This is a genomic window from Paenibacillus oralis (assembly GCF_003863965.1).
Classification (GTDB): Bacteria; Bacillota; Bacilli; order Paenibacillales; family Paenibacillaceae; genus Fontibacillus; species Fontibacillus oralis.
Map to the genome: position 1 here is coordinate 762,955 of NZ_RRCN01000001.1, position 17,320 is coordinate 780,274.

18 protein-coding genes and 1 other annotated feature are annotated in these 17,320 nt (G+C 53.7%); all 18 genes read right to left on the minus strand.

All coding sequences use genetic code 11. The annotated features are described in order from the left end of the window. Positions 1–43 precede the first annotated feature (43 nt). Positions 44–3,589, minus strand: a complete 3,546-nt coding sequence (rpoB, locus tag EHV15_RS03710) for a DNA-directed RNA polymerase subunit beta (protein ID WP_128630052.1) — start codon at positions 3,587–3,589, stop codon at positions 44–46. 362 nt (positions 3,590–3,951) lie between these two features. Then, positions 3,952–4,551 (minus strand): class I SAM-dependent methyltransferase, encoded by a 600-nt coding sequence (locus EHV15_RS03715; protein WP_128630053.1) that lies wholly within the window; start codon positions 4,549–4,551, stop codon positions 3,952–3,954. A gap of 524 nt (positions 4,552–5,075) precedes the next feature. Continuing rightward, positions 5,076–5,441, minus strand: a complete 366-nt coding sequence (gene rplL, locus EHV15_RS03720; protein WP_128630054.1) for a 50S ribosomal protein L7/L12 — start codon at positions 5,439–5,441, stop codon at positions 5,076–5,078. Positions 5,442–5,509: 68 nt separating this feature from the next. Continuing rightward, entirely contained in the window at positions 5,510–6,019 is a 510-nt protein-coding gene (gene rplJ / locus EHV15_RS03725) for a 50S ribosomal protein L10 (RefSeq protein WP_036619489.1), read from the minus strand. Positions 6,020–6,054: 35 nt separating this feature from the next. Beyond that, positions 6,055–6,205 (minus strand) — a sequence feature (ribosomal protein L10 leader region). 82 nt (positions 6,206–6,287) lie between these two features. After that, entirely contained in the window at positions 6,288–6,980 is a 693-nt protein-coding gene (gene rplA / locus EHV15_RS03730; RefSeq protein ID WP_128630055.1) for a 50S ribosomal protein L1, read from the minus strand. 150 nt (positions 6,981–7,130) lie between these two features. Beyond that, positions 7,131–7,556 carry a 50S ribosomal protein L11 gene (gene rplK, locus EHV15_RS03735; protein ID WP_016310704.1) on the minus strand — a complete coding sequence of 142 codons (426 nt, stop codon included), beginning with the start codon at positions 7,554–7,556 and terminating at the stop codon, positions 7,131–7,133. A 109-nt stretch (positions 7,557–7,665) separates the two neighbouring features. Further along, positions 7,666–8,199, minus strand: coding sequence for a transcription termination/antitermination protein NusG (gene nusG / locus EHV15_RS03740; RefSeq protein ID WP_036619487.1), 534 nt, complete (start codon positions 8,197–8,199; stop codon positions 7,666–7,668). A 23-nt stretch (positions 8,200–8,222) separates the two neighbouring features. Next, positions 8,223–8,414, minus strand: coding sequence for a preprotein translocase subunit SecE (secE, locus tag EHV15_RS03745; protein WP_036619486.1), 192 nt, complete (start codon positions 8,412–8,414; stop codon positions 8,223–8,225). 21 nt (positions 8,415–8,435) lie between these two features. Beyond that, positions 8,436–8,585: a 50S ribosomal protein L33 gene (gene rpmG / locus EHV15_RS03750; protein ID WP_128630056.1), complete on the minus strand. Its 150-nt coding sequence runs from the start codon at positions 8,583–8,585 to the stop codon at positions 8,436–8,438. 392 nt (positions 8,586–8,977) lie between these two features. Continuing rightward, complete coding sequence (gene sigH / locus EHV15_RS03755; protein WP_397334190.1) at positions 8,978–9,631, minus strand: RNA polymerase sporulation sigma factor SigH; 654 nt, start codon at positions 9,629–9,631, stop codon at positions 8,978–8,980. 158 nt (positions 9,632–9,789) lie between these two features. Beyond that, positions 9,790–10,311, minus strand: coding sequence for an NYN domain-containing protein (locus EHV15_RS03760; RefSeq protein WP_128630058.1), 522 nt, complete (start codon positions 10,309–10,311; stop codon positions 9,790–9,792). 5 nt (positions 10,312–10,316) lie between these two features. Continuing rightward, the gene (rlmB, locus tag EHV15_RS03765) at positions 10,317–11,069 is read right to left on the minus strand and encodes a 23S rRNA (guanosine(2251)-2'-O)-methyltransferase RlmB (RefSeq protein ID WP_128630059.1); all 753 of its coding nucleotides are present in this window, start codon (positions 11,067–11,069) and stop codon (positions 10,317–10,319) included. Between the two features lie 57 nt (positions 11,070–11,126). Beyond that, positions 11,127–11,540, minus strand: a complete 414-nt coding sequence (locus EHV15_RS03770) for a Mini-ribonuclease 3 (RefSeq protein ID WP_128635159.1) — start codon at positions 11,538–11,540, stop codon at positions 11,127–11,129. 233 nt (positions 11,541–11,773) lie between these two features. Beyond that, positions 11,774–13,183 (minus strand): cysteine--tRNA ligase, encoded by a 1,410-nt coding sequence (gene cysS / locus EHV15_RS03775; RefSeq protein WP_128630060.1) that lies wholly within the window; start codon positions 13,181–13,183, stop codon positions 11,774–11,776. Between the two features lie 115 nt (positions 13,184–13,298). Then, positions 13,299–13,958, minus strand: coding sequence for a serine O-acetyltransferase (gene cysE / locus EHV15_RS03780; RefSeq protein ID WP_128630061.1), 660 nt, complete (start codon positions 13,956–13,958; stop codon positions 13,299–13,301). 380 nt (positions 13,959–14,338) lie between these two features. After that, entirely contained in the window at positions 14,339–14,464 is a 126-nt protein-coding gene (locus EHV15_RS37845) for a hypothetical protein (RefSeq protein ID WP_281281595.1), read from the minus strand. A gap of 387 nt (positions 14,465–14,851) precedes the next feature. Next, a complete protein-coding gene (gene gltX, locus EHV15_RS03785) occupies positions 14,852–16,315 on the minus strand; it encodes a glutamate--tRNA ligase (protein WP_178075754.1) in 1,464 nt (487 codons plus the stop codon). A 122-nt stretch (positions 16,316–16,437) separates the two neighbouring features. Continuing rightward, complete coding sequence (gene ispF, locus EHV15_RS03790) at positions 16,438–16,926, minus strand: 2-C-methyl-D-erythritol 2,4-cyclodiphosphate synthase (RefSeq protein WP_128630063.1); 489 nt, start codon at positions 16,924–16,926, stop codon at positions 16,438–16,440. Positions 16,927–17,320: the final 394 nt, after the last annotated feature.

Sequence of the window (17,320 nt, forward strand, 5' to 3'; positions counted from 1 at the left end):
AGCATCCCTCCTTAACCAAGTCCTGATATTGACTTTCTACGCTCTATTCTACTCCGACTTCGGAACCTTCCAGATTGAGGCTGAGTTTATCGCCGGAGGCATCTTCCTCGTCGTCGATTTCCTTCATCTCGATCTCTTCTTCGTTTTCGGTCAGGATCTTGACGTCCATCCCCAAGCTTTGCAGCTCTTTGATCAAAACCTTAAACGATTCCGGAACGCCCGGTTCAGGCACGTTTTCGCCCTTGACGATGGATTCGTACGTCTTCACGCGGCCGACCACATCGTCCGACTTGACGGTGAGAATTTCCTGCAGCGTATAAGCGGCGCCGTAAGCTTCCAGCGCCCACACTTCCATCTCCCCGAAGCGCTGTCCGCCGAACTGCGCTTTACCGCCAAGCGGCTGCTGCGTAACGAGCGAGTATGGTCCGGTGGAGCGGGCGTGGATTTTATCGTCAACCATGTGCGCCAGCTTGATCATGTGCATGACGCCGACGGTAACTTCCCGTTCGAACGGCTCGCCCGTACGGCCGTCGTACAGCATCGTTTTACCGTTGCGCTGCATGCCGGCTTCTTCCATCGTGTCGAACACGTCTTCTTCGTTCGCGCCGTCGAATACCGGCGTAGCGACGTGGATGCCCATTTGCAGGGCGGCCATCCCAAGGTGGATCTCCAGCACCTGGCCGATGTTCATCCGCGAAGGCACGCCGAGCGGGTTAAGCACAACTTGTACCGGTGTTCCGTCCGGCATGAACGGCATATCCTCTTCCGGCAGAATACGGGCTACGACCCCTTTGTTGCCGTGGCGTCCGGCCATTTTGTCGCCTTCGGAAATTTTCCGTTTTTGCGCGATATAGACGCGGACAAGCTGATTCACGCCAGGCGGCAACTCGTCGCCGTTATCGCGGGTGAACACCTTGACGTCAACGACGATGCCGTCCGTACCGTGCGGCACGCGCAGCGACGTATCGCGGACTTCGCGCGCCTTCTCTCCGAAGATCGCATGCAACAGGCGCTCCTCCGCCGTCAACTCGGTTACGCCCTTCGGCGTAACTTTGCCGACGAGTATGTCACCGGCGGCGATCTCCGCACCGACGCGGATAATGCCGCGTTCGTCGAGATTGCGCAGCGCCTCTTCACCTACGTTCGGAATATCGCGGGTAATTTCTTCCGGTCCGAGCTTCGTGTCGCGGGCTTCGGATTCATATTCCTCGATATGGATGGAGGTGTACACGTCTTCCTTAACCAGCTTCTCGCTCAGCAGGATCGCATCCTCGTAGTTGTAGCCTTCCCAAGTCATGAAGGCCACGACGACGTTGCGGCCAAGCGCCAATTCGCCCATTTCCGTCGACGGACCGTCGGCGAGGATGTCGCCTTTCTTGATGATATCGCCGCGTTTGACGATCGGACGCTGGTTGATGCAGGTTCCTTGGTTGGAACGCATGAATTTGTGAAGCTTATATTTGACAATGTCGCCTTTGACTTCCTTGCCGTCCACCACTTCGACGCGGCGCAGCCAAATTTCGTTGGCGGCCGAACGTTCGATGATGCCGTCGTATTTCGAGACAATGCAGACGCCAGAGTCTTTGGCGGATTTGTGCTCCATGCCGGTTCCGACAAGCGGAGCCTTCGGAATGAGCAACGGCACCGCCTGACGCTGCATGTTCGATCCCATGAGCGCGCGGTTGGAGTCGTCGTTCTCCAGGAACGGAATGAGCGCCGTCGCCACGGACACGACCTGCTTCGGCGAAATGTCCATGTAATCCACCCGGTTGCTCGGCATCGTCAAAATGTTGTCGGATTGCTTGTTGTACCGGACGATAACGAACTCATCCTCAAACTTGTTGTCTTCGGTCAGCTTCGCGTTCGCCTGGGCGATGACATAGTTGTCTTCTTCGTCGGCCGTCAGGTAAGCTACCTGATCCGTAACCGTGCCGTTCTTCGGATCCACCCAACGGTACGGCGCTTCGATAAAGCCGTATTCGTTGATCCGCGCAAACGTGGACAACGAGTTGATCAGACCGATGTTCGGACCTTCCGGCGTTTCGATCGGACACATCCGGCCGTAGTGGGACGGGTGAACGTCGCGCACTTCCATGCCGGCGCGTTCCCGGGTCAAACCGCCCGGACCGAGCGCGGACAAACGGCGTTTATGCGTAAGCTCCGCAAGCGGGTTCGTCTGGTCCATAAACTGGGACAGCTGCGAGCTGCCGAAGAACTCCTTGATCGAAGCGATCACGGGACGAATGTTGATGAGCGCCTGCGGCGTAATCACGTTGGCGTCCTGAATCGACATTCTTTCGCGCACGACGCGTTCCATCCGGGACAAGCCGATCCGGAATTGGTTTTGCAGCAGCTCGCCTACCGAGCGCAGACGGCGGTTGCCGAGATGGTCGATATCGTCCGTGCTGCCGATGCCGTGCAGCAAATTAATAAAATAGCTGATCGAAGAAATAATATCAGCGGGGGTGATATGCTTCACCGATTTATCGATGTTGCGATTAGCGATAACCTTCACCACTTTGCCGTCTTCGATCGGCGAGAACACATCGATCGTTTGCAGAGGAATATCCTCCGAATCCAGCACGCCGCCCGTCACATGGTAATTCCGGAAGCCGACGCTATCTTCTAGATGAGGAATAATCTCATCCAGCAAACGGCGGTCCACCATCTGGCCGGCTTCGGCGATAATTTCGCCCGTGACCGTATCGATCAGCGTTTCGGCGAGACGCTGGTTGAACAAACGGTTTTTGATGTGCAGCTTTTTATTGATTTTGTAACGGCCGACATTGGCCAGGTCGTAACGTTTAGGATCAAAGAAGCGCGCCACGAGCAAGCTTTTTGCGTTTTCAAGCGTCGGCGGCTCACCCGGACGAAGACGTTCGTAGATTTCGATCAGCGCTTTTTCCGTCGAATCCGTATTGTCTTTGTCAAGGGTGTTGCGGATGTATTCGTCGTTGCCCAGCAAATCCAGGATTTCGGCATCCGTGCCGAAGCCGAGCGCACGAAGCAGCACGGTAACGGGGATTTTGCGGGTACGGTCGATCCGCACGTAAATAATATCCTTCGCATCCGTCTCCAACTCGAGCCAAGCTCCGCGGTTAGGAATAACGGTTGCGGTGTACATCTTCTTGCCGTTCTTATCCACTTTTGTGCTGAAATAGACGCTAGGAGAGCGAACCAACTGGCTGACAATAACCCGTTCCGCACCATTGATAATGAATGTGCCGGTTTCGGTCATCAGCGGGAAATCTCCCATGAATACTTCCTGCTCTTTGACTTCCCCGGTTTCCTTGTTAATGAGCCGGACTTTAACCCGAAGCGGCGCCGCATACGTTACGTCGCGTTCCTTCGCGTCATCCACCGTATACTTCGGTTCGCCCAGGCTGTAATCGATGAACTCCAACACCAGATTTCCGGTGAAATCCTGGATCGGCGAGATATCCTGGAACATTTCCCGCAGGCCTTCTTCCAAGAACCACTCGTAGGATTTCTGTTGGATTTCGATCAGGTTCGGAACTTCGAGTATCTCGTTAATTCGCGCATAACTGCGCCGAGTGCGTCGACCATATTGAACAAGATGTCCTGCCAACTTAAACTCACCCCTCATGTCTACTCACTTAAAAATTCATTGCGAACCCGTGTTTGTGCCCTTATAATAGGACCATACGGATTCATCCACAAATAAAGAAAAGCCCTTATCGAATGCTTTCGAAAAAAGAGCATCATTTATCCGTGTTCTATCTGCCCTGATGACCCCGTATTCAATAGTTTACCCAAAATGTGCATATTATACGTAAAACAGCCGACTTTTATGCGTTGTTTACGCATAACCATTGACATTTTCGGCAACTAAAGCCACGGAGGGCATCCTAATGCTGACATTTTATAATAATAACATAGCGAAATTGTCAAGTCAACTATCCGTTTTTTTTACAATCCTCAATCTAAGATTCATGCTTTGACCGCTTTATAGATTCGATACCCCTTATCCTTGGTAACTTCCTCTACCCGCGCAAAAATCGACTCCAGCTTCGCCTTCGCCGACGGGGCGCCCTGTTTCTTTTGGATCACGATCCACAAAACACCGCCCGCCTCAAGCCGTTCATGAGCCCCTTCAAAAATCGCGTGCACGATGTCTTTGCCGGCACGAATCGGCGGATTGGTCAGCACCACATCAAACTTTTGGTCCTCCAAAGCCGCAAACAAATCGCTTTCCAGAATCGTTACATTGCGCACCTGGTTCAGCTCCGCGTTTTCCCTGGCCAAATCCACCGCTCTGGAATTGACGTCGATCATTGTCACATGCCCCCGGCTGGCCAGCTTCGCCGCCGCAAGTCCGATCGGTCCATAGCCGCAGCCCACATCGAGGACTCTGGCATCCTGCGGAATTTCCATCGCTTCAATCAGGGTGCGGCTGCCGAAGTCGATGCCGCCCTTGGCGAACACCCCCGCGTCGCTTACAAAGCGGAAAGCCTGCCCCCGCAGCGTCGCATCCCACACTTTGCGGTCATGCCCAGCCGTTGGATTGCTGGAATAATAGTGATCCGACATAGATACCGTTCCTCCGTTACATCGATTAATTCGTTGCGCGGTTAACGCCTACCCCACTATTTTAGCCGATCCGCCCGCCGTTAAGCCAGCGTGGTCCATCTTGGGAAACATATGACCTCAAAACCAAAAACGGCGATTGACAAACATTCTAAAACCAGGCTGTCTGAGAAACTCTAGTCCCCCAAAAATAAGGGGAAAAAATGCCGTTATTCTGGCGATATCCATTCATTTGAGAAAAATAGGGGAAATTTATGTCGCTATTTTCTCCTGTCGACAGGAAATACCCGCGTTTGGGGCCATTCATAGGAAAATAAGGACAAATAATGTCGCTAATGGGGATGAACATACTAGGCTCCGGATAATAAATACATAAAGTTCCGCTATTTCGAAGGCCAACGGTTTGCCGTCCGGTAGCCGGCTGCCAATCACCGATTTTCTAAGTTAGGCTCCAAAAATACAGATCTTCGTAGCAAAGCAAACCCCTTGAATCAGGTTCAAGGGGTTTGCCAGAGGAGAAGGAGCAATTATTTTACTTCTACAGTTGCGCCTGCTTCTTCCAATTTTGCTTTTACAGCGTCGGCTTCTTCTTTGCCCACTTTTTCTTTCAGCGGTTTCGGTGCGTTGTCTACCAGGTCTTTAGCTTCTTTCAAGCCGAGGCCCGTGATTTCGCGAACCACTTTGATAACGTTGATTTTGGATGCGCCGGCGTTAGTCAGGATCACGTCGAATTCAGTTTGCTCAGCAGCTTCAGCGCCACCGCCGCCGCCACCTGCTACAACTACCGGAGCTGCTGCAGTTACGCCGAATTCTTCTTCGATTGCTTTTACAAGTTCGTTCAGTTCAAGAACGGTCATACCTTTAATCTCTTCCAAGATGGATTCTTTACTCATGGTTGAACCTCCATTATTTTAATAGTTTATGGGTTGTGGTAATTCAAATCACGAACTGCCGAAGAGGCTTAAGCGGTTGCGCCGCCCTCTTCTTTCTCGGCAACGGCTTTGACCGCGAGCGCGAAGTTGCGCATCGGAGCCTGCAGCACGCTGAGGAGCATGGAAAGGAGACCTTCGCGGGACGGAAGATCCGCCAGCGCTTTGATTTGGTCGACGCCAACTACACGGCCTTCAACCACGCCACCTTTCACTTTCAATGCATCGTTCTTTTTGGCGAAATCGCTCAAAATTTTGGCCGGAGCTACTGCGTCTTCCGTACTGAATGCGATGGCCGTAGGACCGGTCAACACTTCGTCCAGTTCAGAAAGTTCCGCAGCGGCGGTTGCACGGCGAACGAGCGTATTCTTAAGCACTTGGAATTCCACGCCGGCTTCGCGAAGCTGTTTGCGGAGTTCGGTAACTTGTGCAACATTCAATCCGCGATAGTCCGCCACGACGGTCGTCGCGCTTTCGCGCAGCTTCGCAGTCAAAGCGTCAACCGCTTCTTGTTTCGCTTGAATGACTTTTGCGTTTGCCAAACTGTACACCTCCTATTAGAATTGCATGAGCCTTTAACACCACTAAAAAAGCCTCCGTAGAATCACGAAGGCTTGAATGAAGCATTTCACGCGGGAAACCGCATGAAATCACGTTCTATCAGAACACCTCGGTAGGAAATTAAGCCTTGCGGCACCTACTGTCTACGGTAAGCATATTCACATGTCAGTCTCACATCAAAACAACCATTACAGTATACCAGCGGATTCACTATTATGTCAATCCTTGTCGCCCATCAGAGCGCAGGTATTATCTGTAAGTTGCTGTATTAACGCGAGCGCTTGGGCCCATGGTCGAAGAAATCGCGATATTTTTCAAGTAAACGCCTTTGGCTGCAGCCGGTTTAGCCCGGTTCAACGCGTCAATAAGAGCTTTCAGGTTTTCGTTCAGCTGATCAGCACCGAAAGAAACCTTTCCGATTGGCGCATGGATTTGGCCTGCTTTATCCAGACGGTACTCGATTTTACCTGCTTTGATTTCTTGAACGGCTTTCGCTACGTCAAACGTAACGGTGCCTGCTTTCGGGTTAGGCATAAGGCCTTTACCGCCGAGCAGACGGCCGAGTTTACCAACTTCGCTCATCATGTCCGGTGTAGCTACGCAGACATCGAACTCGAACCAGCCTTGTTGGATTTTGTTGATCATGTCTTGATCGCCGACGAAATCAGCTCCGGCCGCTTCCGCTTCCTTCGCTTTGTCGCCTTTGGCGAATACCAGTACGCATTGGGTTTTGCCTGTGCCGTGAGGCAGGACAACCACACCGCGGACGGCTTGGTCTTGTTTACGAGGGTCAACGCCCAAACGCACTGCAGCTTCGACCGTTTCGTCGAATTTGGCAGTCGCCGCCTTTTTCACCAGTTCAACGGCTTCCAAAGGCTCGTAAGTCGCTTCGCTGTCGATCAGCTTAGCGGCTTCCAGGTATTTCTTACCGTGTTTAGCCATGAATTCGTCCTCCTTTGTGGTATTAGCGGAATATCCTCCCACTTAGGATGGATTTTATAAATATGCTTCGATCATTTATAAAACTCCATCCGGGGATGAAATTTCTATGTTAACGCATTTCGCAATATAGAAATTCATCCGTTCCAAGTCTTAGTCTTGGATCGTGATGCCCATGCTGCGGGCGGTACCTTCAACCATGCGCATAGCCGCTTCAACGGACGCTGCGTTCAGGTCAGGCATTTTTTGCTCCGCGATTTGACGAACGGTGTCGCGCTTCACGGTAGCCACTTTCTTCTTGTTCGGTTCGCCGGAACCCTTCTCGATCTTCGCTGCGACACGAAGCAGAACGGCTGCCGGAGGAGTTTTGGTGATGAAAGTAAAAGAACGGTCTTCAAACACCGAAATTTCAACCGGAATGATCAAACCTGCTTGATCGGCGGTACGTGCGTTAAATTCCTTACAGAATGCCATGATGTTGACACCCGCTTGACCCAACGCCGGACCTACCGGAGGTGCAGGGTTCGCTTTACCCGCAGGAATTTGCAGTTTTACCACTTTGATAACTTTTTTCGCCATGTAAAACACCTCCTTGCCCTAATAGTGGTAGACGGAACTTAGTTCCTCCCACTTTGAAACCCTAAGAAACCTTTAGAAGTAGTTCAAAAAAACATCTTTTGAACACTTATTATATCTTCTCCACCTGAGTGTAATCCAGCTCAAGCGGGGTTTCTCTGCCAAACATGTTGACGTGAACCTTCAGCTTGCTCTTGTCCGTCAAAATCTCTTCAATCGAGCCGACAAAATTAGCAAACGGACCAACTTTGATGCGTACGGATTCTTTGAGTTCGAACTCGATCACCGGCTTCGGCTCTTCCATACCCATATGATGCAGGATCTGCTCCACTTCTTCAGGAAGCAGCGGAGTAGGTTTGGAACCGGAACCCGTGGAGCCGACAAATCCCGTAACTCCCGGCGTGTTGCGGACAACGTACCAAGAATCGTCGGTTTGGATCATTTCCACCAAGACATATCCCGGGTAAACTTTGCGCATGACGGTTTTTTTCTTGCCGTCTTTGTTTACCACTTCTTCTTCCATCGGAACAAGTACGCGGAATATCTTGTCTTCCATGCCCATGGACTCGACGCGCTTCTCCAAATTGGCTTTGACTTTGTTCTCATACCCGGAATAGGTATGAACGACATACCATCTTTTTTCCATATCAAGCCACCTAGGGACCCTTCTTAAATTATCGCTTCGATCACAGCAGAAATGCCGATGTCCAGAACCCAAAAATAAATCGCCACAACGACAATTGTACCAAGCACAATCAGCGTATAATTAGTCAGCTCTTTACGATTAGGCCAGCGAACCTTTTTAAGCTCAGCCCAGCTCTCAGAGAAAAAAGAAAAAAACGACTTGAAACTGCGTTTCATGCGCGACTACACCTCCAAAGGCTATCTGGTTTCGCGATGAAGAACTTGCTCGTTGCAAAACTTACAATATTTCTTCATCTCCATGCGGTCGGGGTGGTTACGCTTGTTTTTCGTTGTCGTGTAGTTTCTCTGTTTACAGTTCGTACAAGCCATCGTAATTATTACCCGCATGATGTGCACCTCCCGAAGACATTCTTATGAGCGTCTCTATATTGACCTAAAATTCGGCATTCAAAAAAATGCAAGCACAAATTTAGGCCTACCTAAAACACTTTATCACATGGCTATAGTCGTGTCAACGAGACAACAAGCCAACCCCGGCGAATATTTATAGTATTGGTTACGATTTTGGAAGATAAACCCTGCACCGGTAAATCGGTCAGCTCCCTCCAGGCGCTGCGCCATGAAGAAAAACCGCTTAATCCCGGCGTTTCGGTCCGCTCCCCGCTAAGCGTAAGATCTGCGAACGGACGGGCTTTTCCAAAAAAAGGGCCTCCCGATATAAACATAAACAGGCGCCCTTCTCTATTCACTTTTATATGAAAAATAATCAGTTCCCGTTTTCAAATAGTTCCGTCGCGAACTTCCAAATATCGTTCCAGCTTACGCTTGACGCGCTGCAACGCGTTGTCGATCGATTTGACGTGACGGTTCAGGTCCACGGCGATCTCTTGGTAAGAACGTCCGTCCAGGTACAACATCAGCACCTTCCGCTCCAAGTCGCTGAGAATTTCGGACATCTTGTCCTCCAGTCCGCTGAACTCTTCCTGGTTAATGATCAGTTCCTCCGGATCGCTCACCTGAGAACCGCAAATCACGTCAAGCAAAGTGCGGTCGGATTCCTCGTCATAGATCGGCTTGTCCAAGGAGACATAAGAATTTAGCGGGATATGCTTCTGCCGGGTCGCCGTCTTGATCGCCGTAATAATCTGCCTCGTAATGCACAGTTCGGCGAACGCTTTGAACGAAGCCAGCTTATCCCCCCGAAAGTCCCGGATCGATTTGTAAAGTCCGATCATGCCTTCCTGAATGATGTCCTCGCGATCGGCCCCGATCAGAAAATAGGACCTGGCTTTGGCGCGCACGAAACTCCGGTACTTGTTGATCAAGTACTCAAGCGCGTCGCTGTCGCCTTCGCGGACCGCCTCGACAATGTCTTCGTCATTTTGGATCTCATAGTCAAACCTAACCCATGATTCGAGTTTGACACTCACCACAAATCCCTCCGGCTGCAACGCACGGTACTCCGTCACTCAGTCAAGTAATACGAACAGTATATATGAAGGTCCATAAAAGCGTCAACAGCAAAAGTACCAAAAGATGTAAAGTCGAACTTTGTCAAGGGTATTTGGGAGGAGAATAAAAGAATGCCCTTTTATTCCCTGCGCCATTTTTCAAACAGCTGGCGCATTTCCGGACTCAGCTTGGCATCCAGCGTATTCCGGCTCAAGCTCTCGCTTCGTTCGGCGATTTTGCGCTGGATTTCCTTTTCGCTTTGCTCCACCTGAGTCAACAATTCCCGGGCCGAAATGCGCAGCGCCCCCTGGCCGAAAATCACATGCTGCTCCACCATGTCGCTTGTTGCCACATAAATTTGCCGCCGCCGGTGACTGAATTCGCCGACCAGCCGCTCGATGCATTCATCGGCCGTTTCCTTCTCCTTCGTAAAGTACATGTCCACTTTATTTTGGGCGTAGGATTTGCCAAGTCCCGGCACGCGGTAAGCATCGAATACGACGATCACTTTCCTTCCGGAAAAAGCCTGGTAATCGGCGAGCCGCTCAAGCAGCCTGTCGCGGGCTTCCTGCAGATCCCGCTTGGACAGCTCGGAGAGCTCGGGCCACCCGCCGATCATGTTGTAACCGTCAACCAGCAGCACATCGCGCAGATCGCGCATTGCCGTTAACCTTCGGCGCGTCGTCTGCGCAGCGCTTCGTACATCATGACTCCCGCGGCCACCGAAGCGTTCAGGGAGTTCAGCCTCCCGTTCATCGGCAGCTTCAGCAGCACATCGCAGGTTTCGCGAACGAGGCGCCCCATCCCTTTGTTTTCATTGCCGATGACGACCGCCACCGGACCGTTCAGCACGCCGCCGCCTTGATACATATCTTCCTTGGCGTTCACATCGGTGCCGACGATCCAAATCCCCGCTTGCTTCAGCTGCTCCATGGTTTGCACCAGGTTCGTCACCCGCGCGACGGGAACGTATTCCACCGCCCCGGCCGAAGTTTTCGATACCGTAGCCGTCACGGCGGCCGACCGGCGCTTGGGGATAATGACGCCATGCACGCCCGTGCACTCGGCGGTCCGCAATATGGAACCCAGGTTATGCGGGTCTTCGATTTCGTCGAGGATCAGCAAAAAAGGCGCTTCTCCCCGCTCTGCGGCAGCGGCCAGCAAATCGTCGACCTCCGCGTAAGCATAAGGGGCAACCTGCGCGACCACGCCCTGATGCTGCAGCCCCGGCACCATTTGATCCAGCTTTCTTTTGTCCACGAACTGGACGACGATGCCGCGGTTTTTGGCCTCGGCCAAAATCGGCTGGGTGAGGTGTTTTTGGGCCCCCTCGGCCACCCAGATTTTGTTGATCGTGCGGCCGGCATTCAGGGCCTCAAGCAGCGAATGTTTGCCGCCGATCCATTCTTGATCCTCCATCGTATTCCTCCCAGGGAGCGCATAAGTCTCCCATTGTTATGAAAATAATCCTTGTTGTTAAGCGCGCCGTTCGCTTTCCAAATGCGCAAAGCCTTGAGCCACCAGTTGGCGAAGCCGGTCATGGGCGCCTGTATAGTACAGGTAGCCGACCAGGCTTTCGAAGGCGGTGGCGTGCCGGTATTCCAGCACGTCGGCGTTTTTCGGAGTCGTCCCCGACTTGGCGTTGCGGCCCTGGCGAACGATTGTCTTTTCGTCCTCGGTCAGCTGCGGCTCCAGCAAGGCGAGCAGCTGCGCCTGCGCTTTGGCCGAGACGTACTTCGTCGACTCCCGGTGCAGATGATGCGGCCGCAGGTTGGAGCGGGACATCACATGCTGGCGGACGGCGACCTCGAAGACGGCGTCCCCGATGTAGGCGAGCGCCAGCGGCGGCAGCAGGCGCGCCGGTTTGGACGGCGCGTCGGGGAACCACAGGGGCGCCGCGGAAAGAGCGCCAGCGGCGACGTTGGCGGCTCCGCCGGCTGTGCCGGCCGAAACAGCTGCGGCCGTAGCGTCGCCAGAGGCCGCTGTGGCGCCTGCGCGGCCGGAAGCGCCGACGCCGGCCTGTTCAGCCGCATCGCCGACGGAAGCCTCCGTGCCGGCACCCGCACTGCCAGCCGCAGCCACCTCGCCGGCCGGGCGGTCCTTGTCCGCTTGGCCCGGCCCCATCATTTGCGGCGCCATCTCATGCCCTGCGGCGTATCTTCGAGCAAGATGCCCTGCGCGTCCAAGAGGTCGCGGATTTCGTCCGCACGCGCCCAGTTTTTGGCCTTTCGCGCTTCCGCCCGCTCCGCGATGAGGGCCTCGATGTCGGCATCCAACAGTTCAGCTTCGGCCGTCGCCAGCGCGATCCGCAACACGCCGTTCATCTCGTCGAACAGCCGTACCGCCGCTTCCAGATCGCCCCGCCCGACTTCCGGCTGCTGCAGCAAGGCATTGACTTCGCTGACCCACTCGAACACCGCCGTGATTGCATCCGGCGTATTGAAGTCATCCTGCATTTTCGCATGGAAGGCGCCTCGGATCTGCTCCAGCTTGCTTTCCCAAGCCGGCGTCACCGCATCGCCGCCGCCTTCCGCCGCCGCTTGCAGACGATGGCGGAGATTGTTCGCCGCGTTGCTGATCCGTTCCACGCTGCGCTCCGCCTGAACCATCGTCTCTTCGGTAAAGTTCAGCGGATTGCGGTAATGAGCCGACAGCATAAAATAACGGAACGCCTCAGGCTTGTATTTCTCGCGCAAATCTTTGATGAGAACCCCGTTGCCGAGCGATTTCGACATTTTTTCGCCGCCGATATTAATATAACCGTTATGCATCCAATAATTTGCCAGCGGTTTGCCGGTAGCCGCTTCCGACTGCGCGACCTCGCATTCGTGGTGCGGAAACTGCAGGTCCTGGCCCCCGCCGTGAATGTCCAGTGTATCGCCAAGCAGGTGCCGGGACATCGCCGAGCATTCGATATGCCAGCCCGGACGCCCTTCGCCCCATGGGCTGCTCCAATGGATTTCGCCTGGTTTGGCCGCTTTCCACAGCACGAAATCCTCCGGCTGTTCCTTGCGTTCATCCACATCGATCCGAATCCCGAATTGCAGCTCGTCGAGGTTTTGGCCGGACAGCTTGCCGTATTCCGGAAACTTGCGGGTGCGGAAGAAAACGTCCCCGCCATTTTCGTAAGCAAAACCTTTCTGCTCCAGATCCCGGATGAACCCGATGATCACGTCCATATTGTCCGTTACCCTCGGATTCGCCGTGGCCCGCCGAATGCCAAGCCCTTCCAAATCTTCGTAATAGGCCTGGATGAACATCTCGGCCACTTCGGGAACCGTCTTGCCCATCTCCTCGGCTTTGCGGATCAGCTTGTCATCCACATCGGTGAAGTTGACGACATAGTTCACGTCGTAATTCTGGTTTTCCAAATAGCTGCGAACGACGTCAAAAAAAATCATCGGCCGCGCGTTCCCAATATGGATATAACCATAAACGGTCGGTCCGCAAACATACATTTTCACTTTACCCGGGGTGATGCTGACGAACTCTTCTTTTTTCCGGGTTAACGTATTAAATATCTGCAGTGCCATACTCACTTTCCTTTCGACTGAAGGTTATTCGACAAAATCTTACTCGGTTCGGAGCGTATGAGACGCCCCGGACCAGCGGTGCTCCCTGCGGCTCGGCCCGCGCTTCACGCGGCGCTTAAAGCTCCGTGGGCTGCTCTTCGCGCATCCGCTGCTTCAAATCGCGCACCTCGTCCCGCAGCGATTCGATCTCCCGCTGCATTTCCCGCATCGCATCGACCATCGGGTCGGGCAACTGATGGCTGAGGCGGTCGAGCCGTTTGCCGTCCAGGCGGACCACCTTCCCCGGGATGCCCACGACGGTGCTGCCCGGAGGAATCTCCCTCAGGACGACGGAGTTCGCTCCGATGTTCACTTGGTCTCCGACTTTAAACGAGCCGAGGACTTTCGCGCCTGACCCGATCACGACGTTATTGCCGATCGTCGGGTGGCGTTTGCCTTTTTCTTTGCCGCTTCCGCCCAAGGTGACTCCCTGATAGATAACCACATCGTCCCCGATTTCGCAAGTTTCCCCGATGACGACGCCCATGCCATGGTCGATAAACAGCCGATTGCCGATCCGGGCTCCCGGGTGGATTTCAATGCCGGTGAAAAACCGGCCGACCTGCGAGATGATGCGCGCAATCGTAAACCAGCGGCGGCGGTAGAAGAAGTGGGCGATCCGGTAGCTCCAAATCGCATGCAGGCCGGAATACGTAAAAATCACTTCAAACCAGCTTCTTGCCGCCGGGTCGTTATCAAACACCGCCTGGATATCGGATCTGATTCTTTTGAACATAGCTTCCCCCCACCTTCTTTTTGCTATGGCGATCATCCACAATGGGTGCCCCAAGCGCGAGAGCCGATTGGAAAAACTCCAATAGATTTACGGAAATCGAACGCAATCGGGGACTTTGATTGGAAAATATCCAATAGATTTTGCGCAAACCGCCCATTTTGCGATCTAACAAGTCTGATCTATTGGAAATATCCAATCATGCGGCCGTATTTGCCACTAAATTTCCATTTCTATTGGATATTTCCAATGACAACCGCCGCACAGACACGAAAAAGCGCCCCTGCAGCTTTTCGCTGCAGAGGCGCTTTGCGCGCGGTTCCACTCTGCTTCGGATGGGGCGGCCGTAAAGGTTTCGCCAGCCTGCAGGCGCGTAGACGCCACTAGGCCGCCTCTACAGGCGCCCAGGTGCGGTCCGTTCGTCCGTTCGCCAACGTTTCGCCCAAGCGAAGCCGATCTTCGCACGGCGCGACCGCCATTAAACTGCCAAGCAGTGCAGCGAACCCCATCCCTCTTCGTCGTCCTTAACGCGGACGAAACGGCGGAAGCTACCTCGCCTCGTTCAGGCGTGCTCGCATCCGCAGCTCCCGGGTGCATTTCCGCCGGGCGTATCCGGATAACTTCCAGCCTGGATTCTTCTGTGCGCGGTCCGCATGAAGGGTCCCGGTTATCCTCTCTGGTGAATACGGCTTCCAAACGTACTTCTCCCGATCTATGCCGGTGGAAATTAAGGCGGCCGCCAAACTCCTCTTTCGTTGCTCGGCCCGCCTTAAATGATGTTGTATGTCTGCCTTTATATTACCTAAAGGCTCAGGAACTGACAAGAATGAAAACGTTGGGCTGCCGGCACTAACGTACAGCACGCCCCCCGCCGGGAGAAACACCCGCCCGGCAGGCTATAGGCTGGCGATTCGCGCCTTAAGACGATCCAAGACCTTCGATTGGCCCAGCAAGAAAATCGTCCGGTTCAAGTCGCGGCCGTGCATTTGTCCGGTTAACGCCACGCGGATCGGCATAAACAAGCCTTTTCCCTTGCTGCCCGTTTCTTTCTGCACCTCTTTGATCGCGGCGGCGATATTTTCCACGGTGTATTCGCTTAGCCCTTCCACCTTGGCGAGGAAGGCGCTCAGCACGGCCGGCACCTGCGGTTCCGCCAGCACGGCGGCCGCCTCTTCCTCAAGCTCCAAATCGCTGCGGAAAAACAGATCCGCCAACGCCACGATATCGGAAGCCGCCGTCATCTGCTCCTGGTATAAGGCGACCAGCGCTTGGGACCAAGCCTCCTGCTCCGGCGTCAGTTCCGCCGGCAGCCGGCCCGCCTTCTGCAGATGCGGAATAGCCAGGCGGGCGATCCGGTCCGGATCGGCGTTTTTAATGTAGTGGTTGTTGAGATGCGCCAGCTTGTTCGTGTCGAAAACCGCCGGGCTGCGGGACAAACGGCCTGCGTCGAAGATCGAAATAAGCTCGTCCTTCGTGAAGAACTCCTCTTCGCCTTCCGGCGACCAGCCCAGCAGGGCGATAAAGTTAAACAGCGCCTCCGGCAAATAACCGAGCTGATCGTACTGCTCGATAAATTGAATGACCGATTCGTCGCGTTTGCTCAGCTTTTTATGGTTCTCTCCGACGATCAGCGTCATATGGCCGAACACCGGGGGCTCCCAGCCGAAAGCATCGTAAATCATCAGCTGGCGCGGCGTGTTGGATACGTGATCCTCCCCGCGCAGGACGTGGCTGATCTTCATCAGATGGTCGTCCAGCACAACGGCAAAGTTGTAGGTTGGGATGCCGTCTTTTTTTACAATGACGAAATCCCCGCTGATGTCCGACTCGAACGAAATCGTACCTTTGACCAAATCGTCAAACGCGAAAGTGCGCCCTTCCGGGACGCGGAAACGGATGCTGTAGGGCCGTCCTTCCGCATCGTAGGCGGCGATCTGCTCCGTCGTCAGGTGCCGGCATTTCCCGGAATAACGCGGCGTTTCGCCCCGTGCCATCTGCTCTTCGCGCTCTTTTTCCAGCTCCTCTTCCGTACAATAGCAGCGGTAAGCCAGTCCCCGGTCAAGCAAATCCTGCACATGCGGACGGTACAAATCAAGCCGCTCCGTCTGACGGTAAGGCCCGTATTCCCCGCCGACATCGACGCTTTCGTCCCAATCCATGCCAAGCCATTTCAGATAGGTCAGCTGGTTTTCCTCCCCGCCGGCCACATTGCGCTTCACGTCGGTATCTTCGATCCGGATAATGAACTTCCCGCCGTGGTGTCTGGCAAACAAATAATTAAACAACGCCGTTCTGGCGTTTCCGATATGTAAATGACCGGTCGGACTCGGCGCATAACGCACGCGAACCTCTGTCATCACAATCCCCTCCCTATAAATACACGATGTATACGATTATAAACAGTCCCGCCAAAAAACTCTATAAAAGGTTGTTCAAAAAGTCATCTTTTTGAACACGTATTAAATATCGAAACTCAATAATCTTAAAATGATGCCCCGTCGGAGACAAGAGAAACGATGCATTGGGCCGCAATCCCTTCGCCCCGCCCGGTAAAGCCGAGCTGCTCCGTCGTCGTGGCCTTCACGTTGACTCGCTGCAGGTCGGCCCCGGCCGCCCGGGCGATAATTTCCACCATTTGCGGAATATACGGCGCCATTTTAGGCTTCTGGGCAATGATGGTGGCGTCCAGATTCCCCAGCCGGTATCCTTTCTCCACGGCCATTTCCCAGACGCGTTCGAGCAGCTTGAGGCTGTCCGCATCCTTAAAGGCCGGATCGGTGTCCGGGAAATGGCGCCCGATGTCCCCAAGCCCCAGCGCCCCCAAAATCGCGTCGCTTACCGCATGCAGCAGCACGTCGGCGTCCGAATGTCCAAGCAGCCCTTTTTCGTAGGGAATCGTTACCCCGCCGATAATGCACGGCCTGCCCTCCACGAGCTGATGCACGTCAAAACCTTGTCCCACGATAAACATGTATGAATCCCTCTCCCTGCGAATTTGTACGAAACACGTCTGTCGACGCACTAGCGCGCTGCTACAAATCTGACAAGATGCGTTTCCGTATAAGTTGAACTAGTGATTGTACGGATCAGGGCAGCCGTGTGAAATGATCTTACGATCGCTGCCCGTCCCAGATTTCTATGATTAAGTTGATTCATAAATGGTAGAAATCCGGTCACAAAGGCGACCAAGCGTATGCTTCCTAAGCAGCTTTCTTCCAGAAAGCTTTCAGTTTCTTCAAAATCATTTCACTTAGGTTCCATATTCTAAAATTGTATTCTTTAGAATATTGAACACTCTTGCCTAACTCTCGTATTCCTTTAGTTCAACTTTTATTAGCGACAAAACTTTCTAACGGTTGCCATAA

Coding starts and splice junctions, on each gene's coding strand:
- nusG (WP_036619487.1), bottom strand. CDS start 8,199: ATGGAAAAAAGATGGTATGTCGTTCATACCTATTCCGGGTATGAGAAC.
- rplA (WP_128630055.1), bottom strand. CDS start 6,980: ATGGCTAAACACGGTAAGAAATACCTGGAAGCCGCTAAGCTGATCGAC.
- EHV15_RS03760 (WP_128630058.1), bottom strand. CDS start 10,311: ATGCGCGATCTGCGCGATGTGCTGCTGGTTGACGGTTACAACATGATC.
- rlmB (WP_128630059.1), bottom strand. CDS start 11,069: ATGGAGGATCAAGAATGGATCGGCGGCAAACATTCGCTGCTTGAGGCC.
- rplL (WP_128630054.1), bottom strand. CDS start 5,441: ATGAGTAAAGAATCCATCTTGGAAGAGATTAAAGGTATGACCGTTCTT.
- cysS (WP_128630060.1), bottom strand. CDS start 13,183: ATGGCACTGCAGATATTTAATACGTTAACCCGGAAAAAAGAAGAGTTC.
- ispF (WP_128630063.1), bottom strand. CDS start 16,926: ATGTTTATCGTGGGACAAGGTTTTGACGTGCATCAGCTCGTGGAGGGC.
- EHV15_RS37845 (WP_281281595.1), bottom strand. CDS start 14,464: ATGGGGTTCGCTGCACTGCTTGGCAGTTTAATGGCGGTCGCGCCGTGC.
- cysE (WP_128630061.1), bottom strand. CDS start 13,958: ATGTTCAAAAGAATCAGATCCGATATCCAGGCGGTGTTTGATAACGAC.
- rpmG (WP_128630056.1), bottom strand. CDS start 8,585: ATGCGGGTAATAATTACGATGGCTTGTACGAACTGTAAACAGAGAAAC.
- secE (WP_036619486.1), bottom strand. CDS start 8,414: ATGAAACGCAGTTTCAAGTCGTTTTTTTCTTTTTTCTCTGAGAGCTGG.
- rplK (WP_016310704.1), bottom strand. CDS start 7,556: ATGGCGAAAAAAGTTATCAAAGTGGTAAAACTGCAAATTCCTGCGGGT.
- EHV15_RS03715 (WP_128630053.1), bottom strand. CDS start 4,551: ATGTCGGATCACTATTATTCCAGCAATCCAACGGCTGGGCATGACCGC.